Here is a 25964-nt window from a genome sequence, read left to right on the forward strand (position 1 = left end):
GCTGACACATTCCTTTCGACCCTCGCCTCCACAATTCCATGAATAACCATGTAAGCTATTATCTGTCAATATCTTAAACGATTTCCTCGGCGGCGGGAGTGCATCCGCCTGCAGGGTGTCGGTCCGTACCAATCGACGGCACAGCCTTTGCAGCAAGACCCTGTTGAATGGAGGAAAGTATGAGACTCCGGTTTGCCATCATCTTCGGTATCACTGCCCTGGTACTCCTGGCCGCTGTCGATGCGGTCTCGGGCCCAGCCAAACTCTCGCCCCGGCTTCAATCGCTTGATCGCCGGGCCGCCGATAGTGACAGCCTGATCGAAGTGGTGGTTTTCCTTGAAGACCGATCGGCGCAGGACAATCTGCCTTACGCGGTCTCCCGGCCTCATATGAAGCGATCCGACCGCATCAAGTCCGTGCTTTCCCGGCTTTCGTCTGCCCGCGCCAACGGTTCATCAGAAATAGAAGACTTTCTCAATTCCTTTGGCCACGGTGAATCGCGCCGCTTCTGGATCGTCCCCGCGTACGCCGTGACGCTTCCGGTCAGTCGCATCGATGAGCTCGCTGCCATGGAAACGGTCCGGATGATCGTAGAGAACGTCTCTTTGTCCTTCGATGAGCCGGTCGACGTACTCGCCGCCGGTGAGTTGTCGACGTCGTCGGCGTCCACCCAATTGAACTTGCTCAACGTCCCGTATCTCTGGCAGCGCGGGCTCACCGGTTCCGGCCGGCTGGTCTGTTCGTTTGACACGGGCGTGGAAGGATCCCATCCGGCGCTCGCCTCCAAGTGGCGCGGAACTCACGCACCCGTTTCCGAATCGTGGTTCTCCCCGGTCAATCCAAACGCCACACCGTACGATGTCGCCGGCCACGGTACGCATACGATGGGAATAATGGTCGGCTCCAACGCCACCGACACGTTTGGTGTCGCCCCGGGCGCCGAGTGGATCACCGCCGGGGTGATCGATCAGGGACGTACCTTCAATACTACGCTTGCCGACATTATCGCCGCCTTCCAGTGGGTTCTCAATCCTGACGGCGATGTCAATACAACTGACGACGTACCCGATGTAATTCTCAATAGCTGGGGTATACCCGCCGGCCTGTTCGCGCCCTGCGACCCGACCTTCTGGGGCGTCATCGACGCGGTCGAGGCTGCAGGCATCGTGACCGTATTCGCCGCCGGCAACGAGGGGCCCAACGCCCAGACTCTTCGCGATCCCGCCGACCGTGCCACCACTCCGCTGAACTCATTCTCCGTCGGGGCGGTTGACAACAGCCGGCAGATCGCATCCTTCTCCAGCCGTGGACCGTCGCGGTGCAGCCCCGGCGAGATCAAGCCTGAGGTCGTAGCCCCCGGCGTCACCGTATACTCATCCACAAAGGGTGGAACCTATGCCTTCATGAGCGGCACCTCCATGGCGGCTCCTTATATTGCCGGCCTTGTTGCGCTCTGTCGGCAATACAATCCCGATGCGACAGTTGAAGAGATCAAAAACGCGTTTCTGCAGTCCACCGTGGATCTTGGTCCGGTCGGCGAAGATAACGCCTACGGGCACGGTATTGTGGATGCTTCCCTGTTGCTCGAACATCTCCCGATGCCGGGCGGATATATGTTCGTCATGAATGGCGATCCGTACCTCCCCGACGGTGTCGCGCTCCCCGGCAATGACGTCTCCATGCAGATTCTGCTGACAAGCACGACCGGCAACGCCAACCAGATCACGGGCCGCCTGGTCAGCGACGACCCGGCGATCGCAAGCGTTCTGGACAGCATAAAAACTTTCTGGTTCGGTTCTGGAGCGACCACCGCCCTGAATCAAACCCCGTTCACGATCCGCCTCGCTGCAGACTTGGTCCATGGTTCGGAGGCAGACTTCACGTTGTACCTGGCGCTGGAGAACGGCACGGTTGTCGACACGCTGACGTTCGGAGTTACGGCCGGATATCCTTCGCCCGGCGCCACCCTCGACCACGAAGGCGGCTCACTCCAGTGGACTGTTTCGGATTTCGGCCAGTACGGCTTCGCCGCCGGATCGATTTACAACCTCGGCGGCACGGGCTTCAGCGCTTTCGGTGGAGAGAACCTCCTGTATGAGGCCGGTATAGTGGTCGGCCGAAATTCGCTCCAGCTTGCCAGCTCCCTGCGCGCCGAAGACGGCGCGTTTCGCCCCAGCGACTTCACGCCGACTCGGGCAATTGCCTCCGCTCGCCAGGACGACGACGGCGCCGTGCATTACACCGCCGAGTTCGTAGATACGTACGCCGACATCCCCATTCCGGTCGCCATCCACCAGACGACCACTCACTTTACAAACGAAGTCTCCGGCGGCGTGGCCCTCGTTCGTTACCGGCTGATTAACGACTCGATCGAACGCCTGACCCATGTCAGCTTCGGTTTCCTCGCTGATTTCGATCTCTCCGACCACGCTGACCGTCTTCAATTCGACCCGACCGCCGGCCTGCTCTGGCAGACCAACGATTCGGGGCTGCTGGTCGGTCTGCTGGCTCTGAATGGTCTCGATGCCTTCCACGGAATGTCCAATGGAGACGCCAAGTCGGGCTTTTCCGCCACCGAGCAGTATGACCTCATCAGCGCCGCTGTCAGCCGGATGGATGACTCCACAACCGGGGACATGATCATGATGATTTCGTCCGGCGAATTCGACATCGAGGTCGGTCAGTCGGTGGAAGTTGCGTTTGCTATCGTAGTCGGCCGCACGATCACCGAACTGTACGGCGCGGTCGAAGATGCCCGTCATGCGTACGACATCTCTACACCGGTCGACGACGGTCGTCGCGATCAACTGCCTCAGGCCTTTGTGCTCGAGCAGAATTATCCCAACCCCTTCAATCCGGTTACGACGATCGCCTTCTCGCTGCCGGCCGCGTCCGACGTTCGGCTCGAGGTCTTCAATACGCTCGGCCAGCGCGTCTCCGTGCTGCACAACGGCGCTCTCCCCGCGGGCTCCCACACGATCGAGTGGGACTCCACCGATGACGCCGGACGTACTGTCGCCTCAGGTGTCTATTTCTATCGTCTCTCCAGCGATACGCACGCCGACTCTCGCAAAATGATCCTTTTGAAATAACCCCTCGCCGGACTATATTACCTTTCACAAACACAGGACGGATTCGTCCTGCTGCACCAGAAGTCACGAAGAGGTATGATCGGTATGGAGAGGTCCAACAGGTTGTCTACCGCCGCTGTCTGTATCGCCGTCGTTGTAGCTTTGGTTTCATCTGCAATCGGCCGGCCGCCCTCCGACGAAGCTATCGCGAAATGGAAGGCTGAAGGCGTCTACGAAGAGAAGATTGCGCAGTGGCAGGATTTCCTGAAACGCGAAGGACTGCACCTGTCAACGTGGACCCCTGAGCAGCTTCAGCGGTACGCCAAAGACGCCGGACTCGATGACAACGATCCTACCGATGTAGACACGATCAACTTGTGTGTTATCATCGTCGATTTTTCGGACAATCAACTGAGCTGGGGGTTGGTTCGCGGAGACAGCACCGCTTTCGACTCGGTGTTGTTCGGCGACGGTCAGGACGGGCGCCCGCTCAACCCCACCGGATCGATGACAGATTATTACCTCGAAGTGTCGTACGGCCAATTGTATGTAACAGGGAAGTGCTACGGGCCTTTCCGTATGCCCGAAACGTACGTGCATTATACCTGGATAGACGACGGCCTGTCCCGAGGTTCGGAACTCGCTACTGATGCCGCGGTGGCAGCCAATAACGTTATCGACTACACCCAGCACGGAACCCCCGGGCTCGGCATGCATGGGCTGACGATAATCCATGCCGGGCTCGGCGCCGAAAGCGGTGCAACAGGGATTTGGTCCCATGCTGCGGATATCGGGACCGCCCTCACATTGGACGGAGTAGCCATCGTTGACTATATCATGAATCCGGAAGAAGTTCCCGGTGGTGGGCTGTCGCCCATCGGGGTCTTCTGCCACGAATACGGTCATACGTTGGGCTGGCCGGACTACTACGACACCCAGTACAACCCCGGATCATCCGGACTCGGCCGGTGGTGCCTGATGGCCTCCGGCAGCTACAACGGCAATTCAATGCGACCGGCCCATCCAAACGGCCGGGCGAAACAATTCAGGGGCTGGCTGCCCGCGGTCGAAGTCCTCAGCAACATGAGTCAGGTCGAGATCGCTCCTCTTTCGACGACCCCGTCCGCCTACTACATGAGCAACCAGCCGGGTTACGCGGCGGAGCCTGAGCGGTTTTTTGTGGAGAATCGCCAGCCGTATGGATTCGATGAGGCGCTGCCCGGATTTGGGTTGTTGATCTATCACCAGGACTTTTCCCAGCCCAACAATAACAACCCCAACGCCTATCAGGTTGGCGTGGTTCAGGCCGACGGTCTCTGGAGTATGAATTTCGGCGGCAGCAGCGGTGACGGCGGCGATCCGTTTCCCGGTACAACCAACAACCGCGAGTTGCACGCCTATAGCTATCCGAACACCCACCTGAACACCGGCGACACTACGCAAATCGGAATCTGGAATATCTCAGACTCCGATTCGCTCATGTATGCTGATCTCGATGTCACCTGGTCGCGTCCGTGGCTGGTCTTCACCGGAAGCGATTCGCTCGTGTTCACCGAACAGGCCGGGGACGGCGACGGATACTTCGAGGCGGGGGAGACCGTTGCGTTCAACTGCCGTGTCAAAAACCTGATGCGCAACGCGGCGTACGCAACCGTTACTCTTTCCGCCGACGCCCCGGAATTGCAGTTCGTCACCAACGGCGTGCTCACCGATTTACTCCTGTCGCCGTTGAATCGACCACGGCTGGCGGAACCGATCGTCTTTTCGATTCCGTCGGACTTCGAAACCCGCAACGTCAATTTCACGCTCTCGTTTGAGATCGACTCCACCATATCGGCCCTCAGCCAGTTTCATTTCGAGTTCCAGTTCCAGCGGCTGATCGGGACGCCGGAGCTCCTCATCGTCGACGATGACAACGGCGTCGACAGCGAGGAGCCGCTCAAGGACATTTTCGACCGTCTCGGGATCGGATACGCGATATGGGAAAGCCAGGATGCGGCCGACGCTCCGGACTCGCTGGACCTGATGGAATTCCCGTACGTGTTCTGGATTACGGGTCCGCCGCACCTCGACTGGGCGGCCGATGGGCAGATCGGCGTCGACGATCGGGCGGCAATTCGCGGTTTCCTCAATCACGGCGGGAACCTCTGTATTTCCTCTGCGTCAACAGCAGAGATACAGGACGAGTACGCTCCGACCTTCTTGAGTGACTATCTGCACGCCGGATATCCGGGAACCAACACCGAGGGCAAGCCAACGGGCATACTCGGCCTTGCCGGCAATGCCATCGGCGGCGACCTGGTCAGCTTCGAGGTCGACCCGTACGCGCCGGGCTTCTGGTGCAACCGCCTGACCGCCGTTAACGGCGGCTCGGAAGCATTCACGGGTATCTTCCAGTCGGGCACCATGGGCGTTACCTACAGCGGCGCCTTTCGTACCGTGCTGATGAGTTGCCCGATCGAGTACCTCGCTGCGGTGCCCTCTTTCGGGGAAGACTACAAGTCCGTCGACACGCTCGTCGCTCGAATCATGCAGTTCTTCGGTCGGATCCCCACCGATGTCGGTGAGGGAGAGGGGATCGAAATTCCGGAATCATTCTCGCTCGATCAGAACTACCCGAACCCGTTCAACCCAACCACCACGATTTCGTATGCGATCAGCCCCGCCGCCGGCGGCGGTCCTCAGCGGACACAATTGGTCGTGTATAACGCTCTCGGTCAGAGAGTCAGAACATTAGTCGATAAACTCCAGTATCCCGGCGGTTACGTCGTAGATTGGAACGGGACCGACGATGCCGGGCGGAAGGTCTCGACCGGCGTCTACCTCTACCGATTGACGCGCGGAGATCAAAGTGAAACTCGGAAAATGATCCTATTGAAGTAAAAGATGATTTCATCTACGTTTTTATTCCAAGCCGCCCGGATACGGGCGGCTTATTTATTGCCTTCCAATAGATTAAAAACGTGAAAAAATTCTCATATTTCGCTTGACTCCTGCCGAAATACTAGTATAATCGAAAATGAAAATCGTTTTCAATTAAATCGAGTAATTGAGAACATAATAGGACCATGGCACGATGAGAGAGTTCCTCAAAACCAAGGGCTTCAAGATGACTCCGCAGCGGGAGTTGATCTTTCGCTCCTTTTTCGCCATGGGCAAACACGTCTCGGTCGATGAGTTGTACGACAAAGTGCGTCAGGCGGACTCATCGGTCGGCTACTCAACCGTCTGGCGAAATCTCAAATTGATCTGCAGAGTCGGACTCGCCGAGGAAGTGAACCTGGGAGACGGCGTGACGCGGTATGACCGTGTCACCGAAACGCCTCACGGCCACTTTTATTGCGTCGAGTGCAAGAAGCTCACCGAGTTCGGCATGGACAACATAGTCGGCCAATTGGCTATCATTTCCCGCGACTATGACTTTGTTCCGTCGGGATTCAAGATAGAAATTCAAGGGCGCTGCCGGGCGTGCCGCGAGAAACTGGCCATCGATCACACCACCGATGCAAGCGCGGAGGCACACAGGGCATGACCGTACTCAGCAAACTCACCCCCGGACAACGAGCGCGCGTTGTCGGCTACGCCGAAGACTCGCCGTTGGTGCGCCGGCTCACCGAACTTGGATTGATTCCGGGCCGCGAAATCCGGTACGTGCGTAATGCGCCGCTTCGTGATCCGCTCGAAATTCAGATCGGCGCCAGCTATCTGTCTTTGCGACACGCCGACGCCTCGCTGGTTGCCGTAGAACTGGAAGACTGATCGTCCGGGCCGACGCCCGGCGCCGGTGTCGCGTATGCTACAGCCCGCCCGATCTACCGCCTCCCGTACCACGACGGTCGCCATCTGCGGCAATCCCAATTGCGGAAAAACAACGATTTTCAACGCTATCACCGGGCTGCGCCAGCGGGTCGGCAACTACCCCGGCGTGACGGTGGAAAAGGTGTCCGGCGATTTCCGCCTCGACCGCTTCCCCGACAAAACGTTCTGTCTGCTTGACATCCCCGGCAGCTACTCACTGGCTGCCTTTTCTCCCGACGAGTACATCGCCGCCCGGGCCCTGTTCGGCGCGATCGACGGAGAACCGGCCCCCGATGTCATCGTGTGTGTGATCGATGCCACGCAGCTCGAGCGCGGCTTATACCTGCTGTTCCAGGTGATGCAGATCGGACGGCCCGTAGTCGTGGCGCTGAACATGATCGATCTCGCTCTCCGAAAAGGTCTGGTCATCGACACGAAAAAGCTCTCGACTCAACTCGGCGGCGTGCCGGTCGTCAATGTCATCGGCAGCCGTCGCGAAGGAATCGACGACCTCAAGGCCGCAATCGGCGAGGTCTCCGCCGCGCAGCATCAAAACGATGTGCGCTTCTACGATCGTGATGTGGAACAGGCGATAGACGACATAGCCGCTGGCGGCAATGACGGCTATTGCACCCGGGCCGAATACGTCCGGGTATTGTTCGATGTCGATGGCCCCGCGGAGAAGGCGTTTCTGGCCAATCACGACCCCAATTTGGTGCGGACGATTGAGGCGGGTCGCGCCCGCCTTCGCGATCGCTTCGGCACGCTGTCGGCAGCCGAAACGGCGCCGCTTACACAACGGGCGGCTGCCATTCGCGGCGAGGTAGTCAAAGCCGGCAAAGCCCGCAAGTCGCGCTCCGACCGAATCGATACGATCGTTCTGCATCCTGTCGTCGGCCCCGTGTTGTTGCTCTTGATCATGACATTGATGTTCCAGTCGGTGTTCAGCTGGGCCGAGCCGGTCATGAATCTGGTGGACGGCATGTTCGGGTGGCTTGCGAATCTCGTGGCCGGTTCCATGGACGATGGACCGCTGCGGTCTTTGCTTACCGACGGCATTATCGGTGGTGTTGGATCAGTCGTCATCTTCCTGCCGCAGATCGTCATTCTGTTTTTGTTCATTTCGCTGATCGAGGATTCCGGCTACATGCCCCGCGCCGCCTTTCTCGTCGACCGCCTGTTCGGCTGGTGCGGGTTGTCGGGAAAATCGTTCATCCCCATGTTGTCGTCGTTCGCCTGCGCCGTACCCGGCATTATGGCGACGCGAACGATCGAGGACCGGAAGCTGCGGCTGATAACCATCATGGTGTCGCCGCTGATGGCCTGCTCGGCGCGCCTGCCCGTCTACGCCATCATGATTGCCGCGTTCATCCCGCACCGCACGTATGCGGGCATCTTAAACTCACAGGGACTGGTGCTGACCAGTCTTTACCTGCTGGGGATTGTTGTGGCGGTCCTCGTCTCGTTTACGCTGAAGAAACTCGTGTTCCGTTCCGACCGGAGCTCTTTCGTCATGGAACTGCCGTCATACAAGGTTCCGACACCGGATTCGGTGCTTATTCGTGTGTACAACCGGGCGCGCTCTTTTCTCGTGCGGGCCGGGACGGTCATCGCAGCCATCACCATTATCGTCTGGGCCTTGAGCTACTATCCACGCTCGTCCTCGATTGTCGCCCAATATGAGGTCGCTCAAGCGGCTGCGGAGACTTCTCACGCCGATGAGCTTGCCCTACTCGAACCCCCGTTGCAGGAAGCGCTGGCGGCGCTTGAGCCGGTTCGACGCGCCGAATTCGCCGCTTTCATGAGCAGCCTCACCGAAACCGCATCGGATGCGGATGCCGCACGTGTTCGCGCCGCGTTTGACCCTCGGTCAGATGCCGAACAGCGCGCCGCCGATCTGGCTCTGCAGCGACACCTGCTTTCCATCGCACACGAGCTCCGGCTCAGCGAACTCGAACGCGAAATGGCGGGCGCCCTGCTCCGCCACTCGTACTTCGCCCGAGCCGGCAAAGCGCTTGAACCGATCTTCGTGCATCTCGGCTGGGACTGGAAAATTACCATGGCCGTGCTCGCGTCGTTCCCCGCGCGCGAGGTGATTATTGCCACGCTCGGGACAATCTACAATCTCGGAGGGGATGTCGACGAAAGCTCCGGATCGTTGGTTGACAAGATGCGGCGAGCGACATGGGAAGACGGCCCCCGCACGGGAGAACGGGTCTTTTCGCCGGCGGTAGCGCTGTCGGTAATGGTTTTCTTCGCCCTGTGTTGTCAGTGCGGCGCCACCGTGGTCACGATCCGCCAGGAAGCGGGAGGGTGGATTTATGCGGTCGCGACCTTTGCATACATGACTACGTTGGCGTTTGTGGGGGCCTTTGTCACCTACAACCTTTTTACCTGGCTGGGCTACTGATGGACATACTCTGGCAACAGATCACCACCGGTGTCCTCCTTGCCGGCGCCGCCCTTTATCTGGCATTCAGATTCATCAGGCGGCGCCGGGAAAAAGGATGCTGTCCCGGATGTAAGGTCGGCCGGATCGTCCGGCCTCAGGCAACCTTTGAAGAAAGAGATCGGCAGTCGCCTTCGCGTTGACACGTGCCGGCTCCCGAGCCTATATTCCCTGCGACTGATTGTCGCACTATGATTTACCGCTCAACCACATTTCTCGGGCAGTACCGGCCGCTCGATTCGTTTCTGCACCGGCTCGACGCCCGGGCTAAACTCGCCCCGGTCGTGCTGGTTATGATCCTCGCTCTGCTCACTGAGTCGTTTGTCTTCTACGGTGTCATCCTGGGAGTGCTGATCCTGTCTCTGATCGCATCCGGAGTCGGCCCCAACCGACTACTGGTCAGTTTTCGTCCGGTTCTGTTTATGGTTGCGGTGACAGCGCTGTATCATCTGCTTTTCTCCGAGCGTGCGAGCGAACCGCTGGCAAGCATACTGGGGTTTGCGGTGACTGAGGGTGGCGTTCGAATGGCGGCGTTTTTCTCCCTGAGACTGCTGATTTTCGTATCCATCGCGTTTCTGGTGACTCTTACCAGCTCCCCATCCGATCTGGCCGAAGCCCTCACGCGTCTGGCGCGACCGCTGACGGCCCTGAGGGTTCCGGTAAATGACCTGGGACTCGTGCTGTTCATGGCAATCAGGTTTGTCCCAATCCTGATGGACGAGTTTGCCGCCATCCGCAGCGCCCAGATGATTCGCGGCGTCGACTTCTCCGGCGGATTTTTCGCCCGGATCAGGAAAACCGGTTACCTGCTGGTTCCGGTATTTCTGGCGGCGCTGTCGCGTGCCGACGAGCTGGCGCTGGCCATGGAAGCGCGAGGTTACCGGGGTGGAGCCCGTCGCACGTTCTATTCGCATACCTCATTCGCTGCAATTGAACTCTTCTTCCTGATGACAAGCTGCGCCGGAATCATGGCTCTCTACCTGGGGACGAGATAGCCATGGTACGACGCAATATCAGACTCCTCATTGAATACAAGGGGACTTCGTTTGCCGGTTGGCAGATGCAGAAGGAACAGTCAACGGTGCAGGGAGCGATAACCGACGCGATAGTTCAGGTCACCGGCCAGCGAGTCGCGGTTACGGGCGCCGGACGAACCGATTCCGGCGTGCATGCCCTCGGTCAGGTCGCCAATTTCCATATCGAGCACCACCTCGATCCCGAACGGTACCGGGACGCTCTCAATTTTTACCTGCCCGATGACATCCGGATCAGGAAGTCGGATGAAGCCCCGGATGATTTCAACGCCCGGTTCAGCGCCAGTTTCCGACGGTACCGCTACCTGATCGGGCGCGAACGGTCAGCCCTCTACCGGGAGTACCGTTGGGAATTGCCGGAACGGCTGCGTTTCGAAGATCTGCAGGCAGCCGCGCGGATCGTTGCGGGAACTCATGATTTTACGCCGTTTTGTGTGATATCGTCCCGACAGGACAATGGCGATTGCACGATTTTGCACTCGCGATGGCATACGATCGGGCCCCTGCTGACATACGAAATCCGTGGTAACCGCTTCCTGCACAGCATGGTACGCTCGCTTGTGGGCGCCATGGTGAATATCGCCTCGGTGAATCGCGATAACCACCCCGCCAACTTGACTTTGACCTCCTTTGCGGATATCATTAACGTTCCTTCGGAAACCCGTATCCCTTTCACGGCCCCGGCACACGGTCTGTACCTGGTGGCTGTGGGATACTAGACACAGGACTAGGCCCCGATGAAGTTTTTTATCGACACGGCGAATATCGATGAAATCACCAGAGCCACCGCTATGGGCGTGCTCGATGGCGTGACCACCAACCCCTCGCTTGCTGCCCGGGAAGCCGCCCCGTACCGCGACATCCTGGCCGAAATCTGCCGCATCGTGCCGGGTCCGGTTTCTGCCGAGGTTATCGCCACTGACTACCAGGGAATGCTCAATGAGGCAGAGAAGCTGTGCAAGATCGCCGATAACATCGTGGTGAAAATCCCGACCATCGGTGAAGGGCTTCGCGCCATGAAGTCCCTGTCGGGTGATGGTATTGCCGTCAACGCGACCCTGGTATTCTCTGCGATGCAGGCGCTGCTCGTCGCGAAAGCGGGCGCGGCTTATGTCTCCCCGTTCGTGGGCCGGCTCGACGACATCTCCACCGACGGCATGCAACTAATTGAAGATATCATCACCATCTATCACCAGTACGACTACCAGACCGAAGTACTGGTTGCCTCCGTGCGACATCCAATGCACGTTCACCAGGCGGCCCTGATGGGTGCGGACGTGGTTACGATGCCGTTCAAAGTCATCGACCAGCTCATCAAACATCCGCTGACAGATATCGGCCTCGAGAAATTCCTCTCCGATTACAGGAAGGCCGGGAAGCGCTGATGATAGACCGCTACACTCTGCCGGACATGGCCGCGCTCTGGAGTGAACGGGCCAAGTTTGAAAGCTGGCTGGAAGTCGAGATCGAGGCCGCCCACGCGATGGCTGATGCCAGGATCATTCCGGTCAAAGCATACCAGTCGATCAGAAGAAAAGCGAAATTCGACATCGCTCGGATCGACGAAATCGAGGCCGAGGTTAATCACGATGTGATCGCGTTTTTGACCGCCGTATCGGAGCATGTTGGCGAAGATGCCAAGTATCTTCACTTCGGTCTGACGTCCTCCGACGTGGTCGACACGGCTCTGGCTCTCCGCATGAAACGCGCCGCTGCCATAATCGACAGGAAAATCGCCGAAGCGCTCAAAGAGATCAAACGTCTTGCGTTTAAGTACCGCCTAACTCCCTGTATCGGCCGCACTCACGGCGTGCTGGCGGAACCCACGACGGCTGGGCTGAAATTTGCCCTGTGGTACAGTGACCTGACCCGGGCCCGCGACCGATTCGCACGGGCAGCCCAATCGATGGCGGTAGGCAAGCTCTCCGGCGCCGTCGGCAATTTCGCGAATCTCGACCTTTCGATCGAACGGGCTGTGTGCAAGCGCCTCGGACTGGCGCCGGCTGACATCTCTACCCAGGTGCTGCAGCGCGACCGTCATGCCGAATTCGTCGCGGCGCTTGCCATTCTCGCCTCCACGCTCGAAAAATCCACGACCGAAATCCGCAATCTGCAGCGACCCGAAATAGGGGAAATGTCCGAAGGGTTCGCCAAGTCGCAGAAGGGCTCTTCGGCTATGCCGCACAAGCGCAACCCAATCACCTGCGAACGCATCTCCGGTATTGCCCGGCTGGTGCGGGGGTATGCGTTGACGGCAATGGAGAATATCGCGCTGTGGCACGAACGGGATATCACGCATTCCTCGGTCGAGCGAGTGATTATCCCCGATGCCACGACTATTGTCGACTATGCCCTAAAAAAATTCATCGACGTGCTCAAGGGTTTGGTCGTAAATGAAGAACGGATGATGCGGAATATCTACTTTGGCGGTGGGCTCGTATTTTCTCAGAAACTGCTGCTGAAGCTGGCCGGGCCGGTCGGCTCGCGCGACACCGCATATCGCATGGTCCAGCGCAATGCCCTTGCCGCGGCCGAAGGGCACGGATTGTTCAACGAGCTTGTTAAAAAAGATACGGATATCAGGGCGCACCTGTCGACTGCCGAAATCGACGCGTGTTTCGATCTGAAGCAATACACGAGGAATGTGCCAAAAATCTTCAAGCGAGTGTTCAAAGGATGATTGCGCGCGAAGGTCTGCTCCTCATTTTTATCGGGCTGGTCGCCACCGGCATCTGTGTTTTGCTGGCTTCCCGCTTTGACAGCCGATCGCTGTTCGTCGGAAGCCTTCTGCTTGGCGTCTTGACGTTGTTCACTACCTTTTTCTTTCGCGATCCGCACCGGCCGATCCCTGCCGGCCCGGGACTGTTGGTGTCACCCGCCGACGGAAAGATCGTGGCGATTGACCGGCTGGTCGACCATCCGGTCATCGGCGGCCCGGCCATCAAGATCTCCATCTTCCTGTCGGTATTTGATGTCCACGTAAACCGGGTGCCGATATCCGGGGTCATCGACTACGTCAAGTATAACCCGGGGGAATTTCTGGCCGCCTACGAGGACAAAGCGTCCCAGGTCAACGAACAGACTGAAATTGGCATGACCGCGGCCGACGGCCGCCGGGTCGTCTATAAGCAGATCGCCGGAATCATTGCGCGCCGGATCGTCTGCCGCCTCTCGCCGGGCGACCGCGTTGAGGCCGGAGATCGATTCGGACTGATTCGATTTGGCTCGCGCACTGACCTCATTATCCCGGCTGACAGCCGCATCGACGTTTCTATGGGCGACCGCGTAAAAGGCGGTCAGTCCGTGATCGGCTGTCTGGGAGTCAACGAGACGGGCAGCGCGGCCGAAAAGCTGCGGGAGCGCCGCGATGCAGGTTAACAGAGAGATGTTCCCCGGCATCTTTACGATGGGGAACGTCGTGTGCGGCTTTTTCGCGATACTCTCGGCGTTTGACGGCAAAATCACGACGGCGTGCTGGTTCGTCCTGCTGGCCGGCTTTCTTGATGTGCTCGACGGCAAGGTGGCCCGCCTGAGCGGGTCGACCTCGCGATTCGGCATCGAACTCGACTCGCTGGCCGACTTCCTGTCGTTCGGCGTCGCCCCCGCCGTCATCGTCTATGTCATCAAGCTTCACGAACTGGGCGAGTGGCGGTGGATTCTCTCTGTCGTCTTCATTATTGCCGCCGCCTACCGTTTGGCGCGATTCAACGTCCTCGCCGACACCGAGGAGAAAAAGGACTTTCTCGGTTTGCCCGTTCCGATGGCGGCGGTCGGTCTGGTGTCCTTTGTCATCTTCTGCTGGTACATCTGGGGGAAGCTCGAGTACTCCGAGTGGCTGATCACGATGATCGTGCTGTTTGCCTTCCTGATGGTGTCCCAGGTGTCCTACGACGCCTTCCCGGACCGTTTCACCAGCCCTCGCGACCGGGTCAAGCTTGCCGTCACAATTCTCGCGGGACTGGCCATCGCGCTGAATCCCAGACTCCTGTTGTTTCCGTTTGTGGCGTTGTATATATTGTACGGCATGACTCGAGAGGGTTTTCGACTTTTCAATGCCGGGGTCGGTCGTGTAACCGGACGGCCTTTTCGACCCGGCAGAACGAAACAGGATGACACCGATGACGAGCAGTAAAAAGGCAACCGTGTATGTGCGCCTCAAAGACGGCGTGCTCGATCCGCAGGGAGTGACGATCCAGAAGGCGCTTGCCCAGATGGGCTACGATGACTTCCTGTCGGTCCGCACCGGCAAGTTCTTTGAACTTGAAGTGAGCGCCGGGGCGAAAGATATCGATAGGAAGATCGACGAGGTGTGCTCGAAGCTGCTCGCAAACCCCGTGATCGAGGCCTTCGAGGTAAAAAAGTAGTATGAAAGTCGGCGTCGTTACATTTCCCGGCTCCAACTGCGATTATGATGCCTACGCCGCCATCCGGCATATACTGGGTGAGCATGTGGAGTTCCTCTGGCACAAGTCTGAAGATCTGGCGGGCTCCGACCTCGTCATCCTCCCGGGCGGATTTTCCTACGGTGACTACCTGAGGGCGGGCGCAATCGCCCGGTTTTCTCCCATCATGAAGAAGGTCATCGACTTTGCCAGAGGCGGCGGACTGGTTGCCGGCATCTGCAACGGATTCCAGGTTCTCACCGAGTCCGGACTGCTGCCGGGCGCTCTTATCCGCAACCGGTCACTGCGATTCAGCTGCAAATACGTTACGCTTCGGGTGGAAAACACCGCTACGCCGTTTACCGGCGCGTGCCGCAAAGGTGAACTGCTCCGTATTCCGATCGCACACGGCGAAGGCAATTACTACAATTTCGACGGTGACATACGGCAGCTTGAGGATGCCGGCCGTGTGGTGTTTCGGTACGTCGATGCACAGGGATCGGTCACCGACGACGCAAATCCGAACGGCTCCGTTAACAACATCGCAGGGATCGTCAACGCCGACGGAAATGTGCTTGGCATGATGCCGCACCCCGAACGCGCTGTTGAGTCGATTCTCGGCTCGCGTGACGGTCTGAGGATTTTTGAATCGGTTCGGGCCGCCGTGCCCGCACTTAACCCGGTGGGGGACTAGTGAAACGACGAGAACTCACGTTTATTATCATCGCGCTGGTACTCGGCGCAGTCATGGGCGGCCTGGTCGGCGATATCATCGGAACCTACCTCCCGCCGGGTGCGGCCAAAACAATGTTCACGAAGTCCGTGCAAATCGGCATCAATACCACACAGATAGACCTGTTTGCCGTCTCACTCACGTTCGGCCTGATGTTCAAGATCAACTTCATGTCTGTGCTCGTGGTACTTCTGGTAATCGTTTATTTCCGCTGGTGGTACCTGTAATGACCCGGGTAACATCACAGGAGGTTGTCTGATGTTTGGAATGGGACCCTGGGAGCTTTTCCTCATATTCGCCGTCATCTTGCTGCTATTCGGCGCCAAACGGCTGCCGGAGATGGCGCAGGGTCTCGGCAAGGGGATCAGGGAGTTTCGCAAGGCGATGAAAGAGACCACCGATGAAATCAAGGGGTCGACCGACGCCGCCGACTACATCGAACGCCACGATCCCAAAAAAGGCGCCGCGAAACCGCCGTCGAGCGACAGCGACACCAAACAAGGCTGAGCGCGGTCGAAGGTAGGGCGATATGAGTGCGAAGTTCACCAAGGAAGACGCAGATAGAATCGGCGCCGTGATCGGCCCCGAAAAGGTCTCCTTCGAAAAAGACCACTACCGCATGAAGGTCTCCAATCCCGAGGAAAAACGAATCCTCGTTCTGGAGATCTATCCCGAGACACAGCTCGGCCGAAAACGCGGAATGCTGGTGGTCGTCTACACCGGTAATACCCACCTCCAGCTGCATAACTGCACCGGGTACGTGGTTTCCGAAGAACTTGGCGAGGTTACCTTTGTCGCCGAAAAGCGCGACCGCCTCTCCGGTCTGGTCGTCGAACGCGGCGCTTCCTGTTCCCTCTACGCCGGACTCGACCGCGACCTGATTTCATCGGACTTCACCCAGCTGGGCGTCGAGGTGATGCTCTCCGGCGTCGCCCTGTCGCTGACTGAAGAAATTCTCAGCAAGGACGGTGAAACGGACGAGGCGCTTGACGGACACGATCAGGACGACTGAGTTCGCCGCCCGCCGGTTCGCATCGATAAAAAAGCCGCCACGAATCGTGGCGGCTTTTCTCATCCAGCCTTGTCGCCGGCCATCACCGAGACGCGAACGACTCCACGAAATCTTTCATGTCGTTGGCCAGCTCGCTGGCGCGCTGGTACCGCGCCACTGGATCCTTCTTCAGCGCCTTGGCTATGATATGGTCGAACAGCAGCGGCACGTGCGGATTCACGTCCGACGGCTTCTGCGGCTCATGATTCATGATTGAATAGATGAGCGACGTGATGTTCTCGCCCTTGAACGGACGCCGTCCCAAAAGCATCTCGTAGACGACGACACCCAGCGAGAACAGATCGGCCCGGCGGTCGATCGCCATCCCCTTCAGCTGCTCCGGCGATATGTAGTTGGGCGTCCCCATCGCGATTCCGGTCTTGGTCATCGAATTGGAGTCGATGCGCGCGATACCGTAATCCATCACCTTGACCCGGTAGTCCGACAGTATCATGATGTTCGCCGGCTTGATATCGCGGTGGACGATTCCCTGCTCGTGGGCGTAATCCAGCGCGTTGCATATCTGCATGATGATCTGCGCGATAATCCGGTAGTTGAATCTCGTCTTTTTCTTGATCAGGTCCTCGAGCGTCACGCCCTCGAGGTATTCCATCGCGATATACTGCAGCGGCCCCTCAGAACCGACATCGTAGACGGTCACGATATTGGGATGTGACAGCTTCCCGGCCGCCTGGGCTTCGCGGTGCAGACGCTCCTTCAACTCCGTCATCTCCTCAGGATCGTTGACGAAATCGAGGCGGATAGTCTTCAGCGCGACGGGACGATTAATGGCCGGGTCGATGCCCTTGTACACAAGACCCATCGCTCCCTTGCCGAGGATTCCGGTCACCTGGTACCGGCCGAGGTTCTTGACGTCGGGAGCCTGGTGCTGCAACTCGACCTTCTGACTGTCGGTCATGTTACCCGACCGCTCCACGCCACCCGATTCCGAGAGTCCATCCACCGATTCCGGAATGCGGATCTGGTCCGACGACATGCCGATTTTGTCCGAGTCGCGAAGTCCCGGGGGCGTATCGTCATGCGTCGCCGCCGCACTGGTGGCGCCGTGTCGCTGTGAATCGGACAGAGGCGGCTTGTCGCCGGATCCGTCAAGCTGCAGCATCTGGTAATCGTCATACGACGATTGTTTATCGCCGAAATCCATCGCGGCCGTGGCCACATTCAACGGATCAGACGAACCCGACTCGATCACGCGGACACGCCCGCTGTCGCCGTGACTCACGGTGTCCCGGGTCTCGACCATTCTCGACGGTTTCTTTGAGGTCGGCCGACGAGCGGGCGTCTCACCCGCGATCCACACCGAGTCCAGGAGCGGCGACGCAACCATGAACAAGATCAACTGCAGGCCGAGGTACACGGAATTGAACAGCACGTTGGCGCTGGTCAGCAGCACGTAGTTCACATTCGCCAGCACCACCAGACCGCCCGCCAGAATTACCAGTCGATACAGAAGCGACACGCGCGGGAGTATAAACGCACACAGCCCGCCGAGACCGAACAGCACCAGCATGTCGATCATCGGCGTCCCCGTGCGCTCTATCGTGAAGCGCTGGTCGACAATGTTCGCGATAGCCGTCGCCTTGACGACCGATGTCTGTACCTGCTCGCTTACCGGCGTGCGGAATCGTTCCTCTCGCGACGGATCGTCCACCGATATGAAAACCAGGCGATCTTTGAATCGCGACCGATCGAAAGTGTCGGAAAGAACATCAGCCGCCGAATACTGCGTAAAGGGATTACCGTCGGCGAACGTCAAAAACAGGTTGCTGCGCTCGTCGATTGGAATCGTCCGCGCCGCGCCCAGTTCAATGGACTCGCCCTCGTGTACCGTGATCATCTCCGGAGGAACGTTGAGGAAAAGCCCGGTCGCTATCAGCGCCATCGACGGGTAATAGAATCCCTCGTAGTTGACGATCAACGGTGTGCGCCGAAGCGTCCGATCGTCATCCGGACTCTCATAGTTGAAACCAAGGTAACTCCGCGTGGCGAGCAGCTTCTCGGCCGGCAAAAATACCTTTCGTGCCAGCAGGCTGCTGTTTTCGGCCATCAACCCGATCGGGTTGTCGATAACCATCGCGTTATTGAACAGATACTTGGGGTTGCTGGTCAGGCTGGTACGGTAGGTCGCCAGTGCGATGTCGTAGGGAAGCACCGTGTTTTTGATCCAGCTGAGCTGTCCCGCCAGTACTTCCGTATAGCCGGCCGTGTCCTGCGCCGCGTCTTCAAACAACTCCGTATTCAGTACCAGCACCTTCGGTTCGCCCGCCGCGGTTGCGGCTGCCAGATCGGCCAGGCGGTCCCGGTTCCATGGCCATTGTCCGAATTCATCCTGCGCCCTGGCGTCGATACTTACCATGACCACTTTGGCGTCATGGGAGTCCGGCGCGGTCACCCGGCACAGAAAATCGCTGATCGAACGCTGCAGGCTGTCGAGCGGACCGACACCGTTCGCGTACAGGATGACGATGAAAATCGTGATCAGCAGATACAGAATATACGATGAATACTTAGCCATGGCTTCCTCGCCTTACTGACCCACTGTAAGTCGTTCCACGAGCATTCCGGGTACTCCAGCCGCTCGCATTTTCTGCTGCGTCGCGGCTATGTCATAAGCAACGCGGTGATAACTGACCGACCGGCTTTCCGTGTCGAACGAAACATAACAGGCATTGGGATCGCCGTCCCGAGGCTGACCCACTGAACCTACGTTTATCAGGTACTTCTTTTCGTCGGATGGCTGGATGTCATGTCCCACCTGGTGACGAATATCCCCCTCCGGTGACTGAGAAAAGATCATCGGCAGGTGTGAATGACCGTAAAAACAAATCGTCCCGCGCATCCGGTCAAACGCCCGGCGCGCCTCCTGAGTGGCCAGGATATACCGCCAGCTGTCCGGCTCGTACGGAGAGGCATGAACCAGGTCGATATCGGCCAGGTGGGCCTCCATATCAAATCCCGCGATCGTCTTGATATCCGCGTCGGAAAGGTGCTGCTGGGTCCAGACTGCGGACTGAGCGGCGACCGGGGAGAGGTACTCGCTGGACACTTTCCCCAGCGCATAATACTCGTGGTTGCCCATCAGGCGAATGTCACAATGCTCCATCACGAGGTCCAGGCAGGCCGATGGATCGCAGCCGTAGCCGACCACGTCGCCGAGGCAGTACGTCGACTCAAAGCCTCTGCCGCGTATGTCCGCCAGCACCGCAGTGAGCGCCTCGAGATTGGCGTGGATGTCCGATATCACGGCAAAAACCACTAATTGCCTCCTTCGACAAACTTCAGAGTCGTTTTTCCGACCGAAACCAAATCGCCGTTTTTGAGCCAGCAACGCTCGACCGGCTCGCCGTTGACGCACGTCTTCCCCTTGCGACCCAGATTCACCACCGCATAACCTTCCGGCTCCTTCGTGATCTTCGCCTGGATGCCGGAAAGCATGAGTCCCTTCGCCTTGACATGAACGAACTTGGCTTTGCCGATCGTAGTGACCTCACGGTCGAGCGCGTATTCGGCAAACTCTGCGTTCTCCTCGCCGAGCAATACCGAGCCTCCGTACTTGGCGACTATTTCACGCTCCGACCGGTCGGTTTGGAGAAGCTCTTTCTGCCTCTTCGTGTTCAGAACCATCGTGCCATCCATGTCGGACCCGTCGTCGGCGGGGCCGGTGGCCTGGCAGTTGTAAATGAGTGAATACTTCCCTATTGTGACGACATCTTTGTCGCGAAGCACGTCCTCGCCGATCTTCCGGTTGTTCACGAACGTGCCGTTCAGCGATTCATTGTCGATAATGACTGCGGCGTTTTCGTTAAACTCGATCATGGCGTGCTTGCGCGAGACGCCGCGGTTCTCAAGTACGATGTCGTTGTCGTTGGTCCGGCCGATCGAAATGCGTTTCTTCTCGGTGACGATCCGCTCGATGACCTTGTCTTCGTACTTAACGATGATCTCCGGCATACCGGTATCCTTTCATCCTGTTTAGAACAGCAGTATCCCGCATCGAAACCGGGCGGTCGATAGCTGCGGCACGCCGCGACACGGACGGGATAAGCACTACTCTTTTCTCTTTTTGTCGGCAATCGCCTCGCAAAACTAAACCCTCGTCCCATAAGCCGTTGGCACCCTTGCCACCGGTCGCCGCTGACGGGTGAAAAAGGTTGCCTCGGGTTGCGGATGATTCTATATTGGCGGGAAATTGATATCCAACCCGCAGGTGACATGCATGAAGATTCTGGCTATCGCGTTGCAAAAGAACGGCTCCCTGTTGTCGGCCGATTTTGAAGTGCTGGAAGCTGCCAAATCTCTTGGCGGAGAACTACATACGGCGATCCTCGCGGAGCAGGCCGAAAGCCTCGCAGCCGAGCTCGCCAAACGCGGCGGCGGCAAGGTCCTCGCCGTCTCTAACCCCGCGCTCAAGTTCTTTCACGATGAGATATATGCAAAGGTCATCGGCGAACTGGTCACGAAGCACGGCATTGACCTCGCCCTTTGCCCCGCAACCACCTACGGAAAGGCGCTGACAGCGCGATTAGCCGGCGCCAATGGCGGCCGGGCCGCCTCCGACGTCACTGCCGTCAAGGTCGAAAGCGGCAAACTCACCGTCACGCGCCCCACCTTCGGCGGCAACGTCATTACGACCCTGCAGACCGACAGCGGGCCGTTTTTCGTCTCCATCCGCCCCAAGATCTTCAATGAGTCCAAAGACGGCTCGGGCAACGTTGTCGTCGAATCCGTCAGCGCTGCCGCCTTTGAAGGCAAGGCGGTCATCAGAGACGTCCGGGTTGAAGCCGCCGCGACACAGAATCTCGCCGAGGCCGATGTTATTGTCTCCGCCGGCCGGGGCATCAAGGGGCCCGAAAACGTCAAGCTCATTCAAGATCTCGCGGCCGCCCTCAACGGCGCCTTCGGCGCGTCTCGCGCGATCGTTGATGCCGGCTGGGTCGAGTACAAACACCAGGTCGGGCAAACCGGACGAACCGTGAATCCCAAGCTCTATATTGCCTGCGGAATCTCGGGCGCCATCCAGCATCTCGTCGGTATGCAGACGTCCCGGACGATCGTCGCCGTCAACAAAGACAAGGACGCCCCCATCTTTAATATCGCTACCTACGGCATAGTCGGCGACTTGTTCGAGATCGTGCCCGCTATGACGAAGAAGTTCAAGGCGGAATTGGGCGCCTGAATCGGCTCCGATAAAAACTGGAAGCCCGTTGACCTCGCGGTCAACGGGCTTTTTTCTCAGTTTCCGATTTTGGTCACTGGAATGTCGTAGAATCCGTTACGGTAATCGTGTCAAATGCCGTGTCCGGCACGTTGCAGTCGTTGTTCACAACAAGAAAGACGGCGTACTCACCGGCCGTGTCGTACGCGTGTGTGGGGTTGAAAATTGCCTCCGTACCGCCGTCGCCGAAATCCCAGAAATAGGACGTGGCGTTGGTCTGCGTGGACGCGGTGAAAAACACGTTGGTAATATTGGAGTCGAGCTGGCTGATCGTGTTGATTACTGCCTGCGCCAGCGGGTTGACATACACGATTGACTTGAGCGTGTCGCTCAGAAAGAGCCCTTCGGTATACACTTTGTTCCATATGTTCCGTGCGCCCGCCGTCGTATAGCCGCTGTACAACACCGGGCTCGTCTCGCCGCGAACGGAATCTGTGGGGGAGAAGAACCAGTAAATGCTGTCGACCGTCCCCTGGGTTATCGTGAAGTCCACGGTTACCGTCTCGAGGCCGCAAATTGTATCCTGGGTCAGGCCCCCGTTGACCGTGAATTCCACGAGCGCGCAGCTGCGTACGTCAATCAGATCCTGCTGGACGATTGTTGAGTCTCCGCACGCACCGCTGACCGTAAGCGACACCGAATACACCCCCGGCTGTGTAAACACGTAGTCGGGATTTGAGCGAAAGCTGGAGTCGATATACGACGAGTCTGCCGTATAGAACATCCACTTGTAATCCGTAATTCCCCCGTGAGACTCATTGATGAACTCAACCCGCGTGCCCGCGCATAAAGTCAGACTGCCGCCCGTTCGGAATGCGGCCACCGGATTCGAAACCAGCACATAGCGCGTTTTGGACTCCGAGTCGGTCCGATCCAGCGAATCCCGCACCACAAGCGACACGGAATAGAAGCCCGGCTCGACGAATATGAACTGCGGATTGGTGTCGCGAGAAGAATCCACAATCGTATCGGCAAACCGGATCACCCAGTTCCAGGCCTCTACCGGACCATGGGATTCATCTGTGAATCGCACCGTGCACGGGGCACATCCCTCGCGTTTGTTGGCCGAAAACTCGGCCTCTGGATAATCAAATACCACGGTGGTGTTGTTTTCAGTGATTAATTCATCGCAGCCCGGTCCGGTGAACAACAGGATAATAGCACAAAGGGCCGATGCCGCCAGAAGCACTTTACGATGCATACATATGTCCTGTTACCTGAGTGAGTCTCGGTCCTATATACGGTCGCGAGCGAAGACTGTCAATGCTGGAGTTCATCCCGGTGTCGCGCCTTTTGTACACCGGAGTTCCCCAACCGTTTCTGCCGGGCACCCGATCTCTCCCCGGTTGTCTACCCGCACGGAGACACTGGAACTCCCGGTGCGCACCCGCTGTATAAGAGTCGAAATACCAGACAGATCCAAACCGCTTGCCTCAGAGGAGTCTTTTCGCTATTATCTCGACTGTTATCGATATATGAACGTTTCCGAAACTCTCGACGTCCATTGAACAAACGGTTGAGATAATCCCGTACTTTCGTCGGTCGACGGGGTACGGCTTTTTTGTGGGAGCGCAGCGTGAAATTTCTCGGATCGCTTCTTCTGGTCTTGAGCCTCGTCCCAGCCACTTTTGCCGACACCCCATGGACATTCGAATTGTCCGCGCCGCGCCAGGCCGCCGGCAGTGCCGCCGAACCGCCTGATACCGGCCTGGTCACTAATTCGGCGGTGGATATCGTGCTTCATGACGGAGCCGTCTGGCTGGGCACCAGCAAAGGACTCATGTTCACCTACGACGCGGGACAAACCTGGCTTCGCTACGACCAGACCAACGGTCTGGTGAGCGCTAACCTGTCGGCCCTGTTTTCGGCGCCGGGAGGGGACCGGCTCTGGATCGGCAGCAATCACGACGAGTTGGTGCAGGATCAGCTGTTCTCGATTTCCGATGGCGTCTCTTTCTCGCCCGACAACGGGGACACATGGACGCAGGTCGACTTTGGAACGTCCGGCCTGAATATCCCGTTCGTGACCGGCGGCAACCGACAGGTGTTCGATTTCACCGGAATGAATCGAGCCGACCTCGGCGGCAACTGGCGGTTTTTCGCCGCCTTTGCGGGCGGTTTGCTCGCCTCGCAGGACGGTGGTGACGGATGGCGCAGGATATTCCCGACACCTTCAGATTCCGTGCAGTTTTACACCCCGAACGCTCAGCCGTCGCTCCGCAACCGCTATTTCTCCTGTATTTCTGACACCGCCCACACGGACTCAGTTTTTCTCTGGGCAGGCACCGCCGCAGGTATCTTCCAGTACGTGTGGGTCAAGCCCGGCGACAAGCTGTACAACCGCACCATCAGGTCCGTCGCCTTCTGTGATACCTGCTCGGTCGGTGATCGGTACTCGCTGTTCATCGGCGGAAATCTTGGTCTATCCCGAGGCCGGTTCACCGGTGGTCCGTTCGATACGAAATTCGAGGCCGACGGCCTCCCCGGCGAATACATTTCAGCCCTGGGCGTGTTTGAAGGGCGGCTGTTACTCGGTATTCTCGACCTCCCGTCGCTGACTCCGATACTCGCCTACTCCGACGACCAGGGAGAGACATTCACCGACATCACCCCGGCGTCCCTGACTGACAGCGTCACCGCTTTCGAACGCATGGGCGACCGGTTGTACATGACCGCAGGCGCCGCCGGGCTGTATGTATCGAGCGACACCGGCCTTACGTGGCAGCGAATCCTCTTTGACTCGCTGGACGCAGCGTCGCCCGTCAACGCGGCGAACGCCCTCGAAGTGATGCCCGACACCCTCCGCATCGGAACCGACTCCGGCTTCGTCACCGCCGTTTTTGATGCGGCCGGAAGTTTCACGCAACCGCCGCTCATCAACGCAGACACGGTCTTTGTCGAGTCGTTGCGGCGTTCCCAGCGCGTCGTTGGCATCCGGACCCAGCGGCTTGCCGCCGACACCATCACGTGGCTTTTGTGTCATCCCGCCACGGCTCAGGGCACGGCGGTACTTCTGTACACCGATGACGGCGGTATCGATTGGGACGGCCGCTTTGTCGATTCGGTCATGACCGATATCGAAATCGTCAACGATACCCTGTACGTGGTTGGTGAGGAGGGCATTTTCTATAACGTCACCGGTCAGGGCGCGGACTTCGTTACCGGCTCCATTACCGCCGGCGGTCTCTCGCTATCCGATGATTCCGTCCTGACCGTGGTTGCCCGTGACTCCCAACTCGTGTTTGGCACCAACCGAAGCCTGGCGCTCTCGACCCAGCCCGATTCCGTCCGCCGTTACTCGATTCACCGTGCCAACTTCGATACCCTGACCGCCGATTTGAACATCAACTACAACTTCGACAACACCCTGCTGATAGACACCGGTGGCGTGCGAGTCGGACTCACCGGCGACTTCATCCCGGCCCTCGATATCCAGTACCGCCAGGGCGGCCAGCCCCCGCGTCTCTGGGCGTCGGGCCGCCCGGTCAGCAGTGGCGGCAACGGCATCTCCGTCGCCCGCTTCAACGAAGTCGAGGTCGTCGACACGCTCGGGACTATTCTCGATACCATTGTCGAAGTCCGGTGGCGCGGCGTACATTTCGACGATTTCGCGTGGAACTTCGCGTTCGACGACGAAGTCGTTTTTGCAGCCTGCAACAGCGGTCTTCTTATGAAAGACATGAGCGCCGCCGACAGCCTGGACAACACCTGGGACACGGTTCGGTTCGCCGGTACCGATGAAGTGTTCGTGAACCCCGGTACGCCGGTCTACGCGGTCGAGGTCATCGACAACTACCTGTGGGCGGGGACGGCCGACGGCACGGTGCGGATCAATCTCGATGACTTCTTCGACCAGCGGCGTTTCCATTACACCGATGAGTCGGCCGGTGACGACGAGGTCTATGCGTTTCCGACGCCGTTTCGTCCCGATCGCGGCGAGGAACTTGACTTCCATTTCACGGTCGTCTCCGACGCGTACGTGACGCTGGAGATATTCGATTTCGCCATGAACCTCGTGGCGACGCCGATCGACGACGTGTTCCTCACCGCCGGTATCTATCACGGCGGCACGCCGAGCGGAGCACAGGGCATTACCTGGAACGGGCGCAACGACGAGGGCGACCTCGTGGCAGTCGGCGTCTACTACTTTAAAGTCACCTATTCGACCGGCGAGGTCCACTGGGGCAAGCTCGCCGTGATTCCATAGGAG

The 25964-nt window shown here is 58.5% G+C and carries 22 protein-coding genes; 18 read left to right on the forward strand and 4 right to left on the reverse strand.

Annotation, left to right across the window (positions count from 1 at the left end; all coding sequences use genetic code 11):
- The first annotated feature begins 179 nt into the window (after positions 1-179).
- The 16 genes from RBT76_04885 to RBT76_04960 all read left to right on the forward strand — a co-directional run bounded on the left by RBT76_04885 (position 180) and on the right by RBT76_04960 (position 16479).
- Complete coding sequence (locus tag RBT76_04885; protein ID MDX9857101.1) at positions 180-3092, forward strand: S8 family serine peptidase; 2913 nt, start codon at positions 180-182, stop codon at positions 3090-3092.
- A gap of 84 nt (positions 3093-3176) precedes the next feature.
- Positions 3177-5954 (forward strand): M6 family metalloprotease domain-containing protein, encoded by a 2778-nt coding sequence (locus RBT76_04890; GenBank protein MDX9857102.1) that lies wholly within the window; start codon positions 3177-3179, stop codon positions 5952-5954.
- A gap of 193 nt (positions 5955-6147) precedes the next feature.
- The gene (locus RBT76_04895; protein MDX9857103.1) at positions 6148-6603 is read left to right on the forward strand and encodes a transcriptional repressor; all 456 of its coding nucleotides are present in this window, start codon (positions 6148-6150) and stop codon (positions 6601-6603) included.
- Positions 6600-6830, forward strand: coding sequence for a FeoA family protein (locus RBT76_04900; protein MDX9857104.1), 231 nt, complete (start codon positions 6600-6602; stop codon positions 6828-6830). Before RBT76_04895 ends, RBT76_04900 begins: the two co-directional genes overlap by 4 nt.
- A gap of 34 nt (positions 6831-6864) precedes the next feature.
- Complete coding sequence (gene feoB / locus RBT76_04905) at positions 6865-9279, forward strand: ferrous iron transport protein B (protein ID MDX9857105.1); 2415 nt, start codon at positions 6865-6867, stop codon at positions 9277-9279.
- Positions 9280-9509: 230 nt separating this feature from the next.
- Entirely contained in the window at positions 9510-10313 is an 804-nt protein-coding gene (locus RBT76_04910; GenBank protein ID MDX9857106.1) for an energy-coupling factor transporter transmembrane component T, read from the forward strand.
- 2 nt (positions 10314-10315) lie between these two features.
- Entirely contained in the window at positions 10316-11071 is a 756-nt protein-coding gene (truA, locus tag RBT76_04915) for a tRNA pseudouridine(38-40) synthase TruA (GenBank protein MDX9857107.1), read from the forward strand.
- 18 nt (positions 11072-11089) lie between these two features.
- Complete coding sequence (gene fsa, locus RBT76_04920; GenBank protein MDX9857108.1) at positions 11090-11737, forward strand: fructose-6-phosphate aldolase; 648 nt, start codon at positions 11090-11092, stop codon at positions 11735-11737.
- Positions 11737-13032 (forward strand): adenylosuccinate lyase, encoded by a 1296-nt coding sequence (gene purB / locus RBT76_04925; GenBank protein ID MDX9857109.1) that lies wholly within the window; start codon positions 11737-11739, stop codon positions 13030-13032. Before fsa ends, purB begins: the two co-directional genes overlap by 1 nt.
- The gene (locus RBT76_04930; GenBank protein ID MDX9857110.1) at positions 13029-13730 is read left to right on the forward strand and encodes a phosphatidylserine decarboxylase family protein; all 702 of its coding nucleotides are present in this window, start codon (positions 13029-13031) and stop codon (positions 13728-13730) included. Before purB ends, RBT76_04930 begins: the two co-directional genes overlap by 4 nt.
- Positions 13720-14484, forward strand: coding sequence for a CDP-diacylglycerol--serine O-phosphatidyltransferase (pssA, locus tag RBT76_04935; protein ID MDX9857111.1), 765 nt, complete (start codon positions 13720-13722; stop codon positions 14482-14484). The genes RBT76_04930 and pssA overlap by 11 nt, the downstream gene beginning before the upstream one ends.
- Positions 14471-14716 carry a phosphoribosylformylglycinamidine synthase subunit PurS gene (purS, locus tag RBT76_04940; protein ID MDX9857112.1) on the forward strand — a complete coding sequence of 82 codons (246 nt, stop codon included), beginning with the start codon at positions 14471-14473 and terminating at the stop codon, positions 14714-14716. The genes pssA and purS overlap by 14 nt, the downstream gene beginning before the upstream one ends.
- Position 14717: 1 nt before the next feature.
- A complete protein-coding gene (gene purQ, locus RBT76_04945; GenBank protein ID MDX9857113.1) occupies positions 14718-15428 on the forward strand; it encodes a phosphoribosylformylglycinamidine synthase subunit PurQ in 711 nt (236 codons plus the stop codon).
- Positions 15428-15694 carry a DUF4321 domain-containing protein gene (locus tag RBT76_04950; GenBank protein ID MDX9857114.1) on the forward strand — a complete coding sequence of 89 codons (267 nt, stop codon included), beginning with the start codon at positions 15428-15430 and terminating at the stop codon, positions 15692-15694. Before purQ ends, RBT76_04950 begins: the two co-directional genes overlap by 1 nt.
- A gap of 31 nt (positions 15695-15725) precedes the next feature.
- Positions 15726-15974: a twin-arginine translocase TatA/TatE family subunit gene (locus RBT76_04955; GenBank protein ID MDX9857115.1), complete on the forward strand. Its 249-nt coding sequence runs from the start codon at positions 15726-15728 to the stop codon at positions 15972-15974.
- 22 nt (positions 15975-15996) lie between these two features.
- The gene (locus RBT76_04960; protein ID MDX9857116.1) at positions 15997-16479 is read left to right on the forward strand and encodes a hypothetical protein; all 483 of its coding nucleotides are present in this window, start codon (positions 15997-15999) and stop codon (positions 16477-16479) included.
- Positions 16480-16561: 82 nt separating this feature from the next.
- Here the strand turns inward: RBT76_04960 and RBT76_04965 are convergent, their stop codons facing one another.
- Genes RBT76_04965 through RBT76_04975 form a run of 3 tightly spaced genes read right to left on the reverse strand, consistent with a single transcriptional unit; the run spans position 16562 to position 20490 of the window.
- Entirely contained in the window at positions 16562-19054 is a 2493-nt protein-coding gene (locus RBT76_04965) for a serine/threonine-protein kinase (GenBank protein ID MDX9857117.1), read from the reverse strand.
- Positions 19055-19066: 12 nt separating this feature from the next.
- Positions 19067-19795 (reverse strand): metallophosphoesterase family protein, encoded by a 729-nt coding sequence (locus RBT76_04970; GenBank protein ID MDX9857118.1) that lies wholly within the window; start codon positions 19793-19795, stop codon positions 19067-19069.
- On the reverse strand, positions 19795-20490 hold the full coding sequence (locus tag RBT76_04975; protein MDX9857119.1) for an FHA domain-containing protein: 696 nt from the start codon (positions 20488-20490) through the stop codon (positions 19795-19797). The genes RBT76_04970 and RBT76_04975 overlap by 1 nt, the downstream gene beginning before the upstream one ends.
- A 265-nt stretch (positions 20491-20755) precedes the next feature.
- Here RBT76_04975 and RBT76_04980 point away from each other — a divergent pair, with 265 nt between their 5' ends.
- Complete coding sequence (locus RBT76_04980; protein ID MDX9857120.1) at positions 20756-21715, forward strand: electron transfer flavoprotein subunit alpha/FixB family protein; 960 nt, start codon at positions 20756-20758, stop codon at positions 21713-21715.
- A gap of 73 nt (positions 21716-21788) precedes the next feature.
- Here the strand turns inward: RBT76_04980 and RBT76_04985 are convergent, their stop codons facing one another.
- Positions 21789-22955, reverse strand: a complete 1167-nt coding sequence (locus RBT76_04985; protein ID MDX9857121.1) for a PKD domain-containing protein — start codon at positions 22953-22955, stop codon at positions 21789-21791.
- A 375-nt stretch (positions 22956-23330) separates the two neighbouring features.
- On the opposite strand from RBT76_04985, the gene RBT76_04990 reads away from it, so the two are divergent.
- Positions 23331-25961 carry a hypothetical protein gene (locus RBT76_04990; protein MDX9857122.1) on the forward strand — a complete coding sequence of 877 codons (2631 nt, stop codon included), beginning with the start codon at positions 23331-23333 and terminating at the stop codon, positions 25959-25961.
- Positions 25962-25964 lie beyond the last annotated feature (3 nt).

Source organism: Candidatus Zixiibacteriota bacterium (assembly GCA_034003725.1).
Lineage (GTDB): Bacteria > Zixibacteria > MSB-5A5 > GN15 > FEB-12 > WJMS01.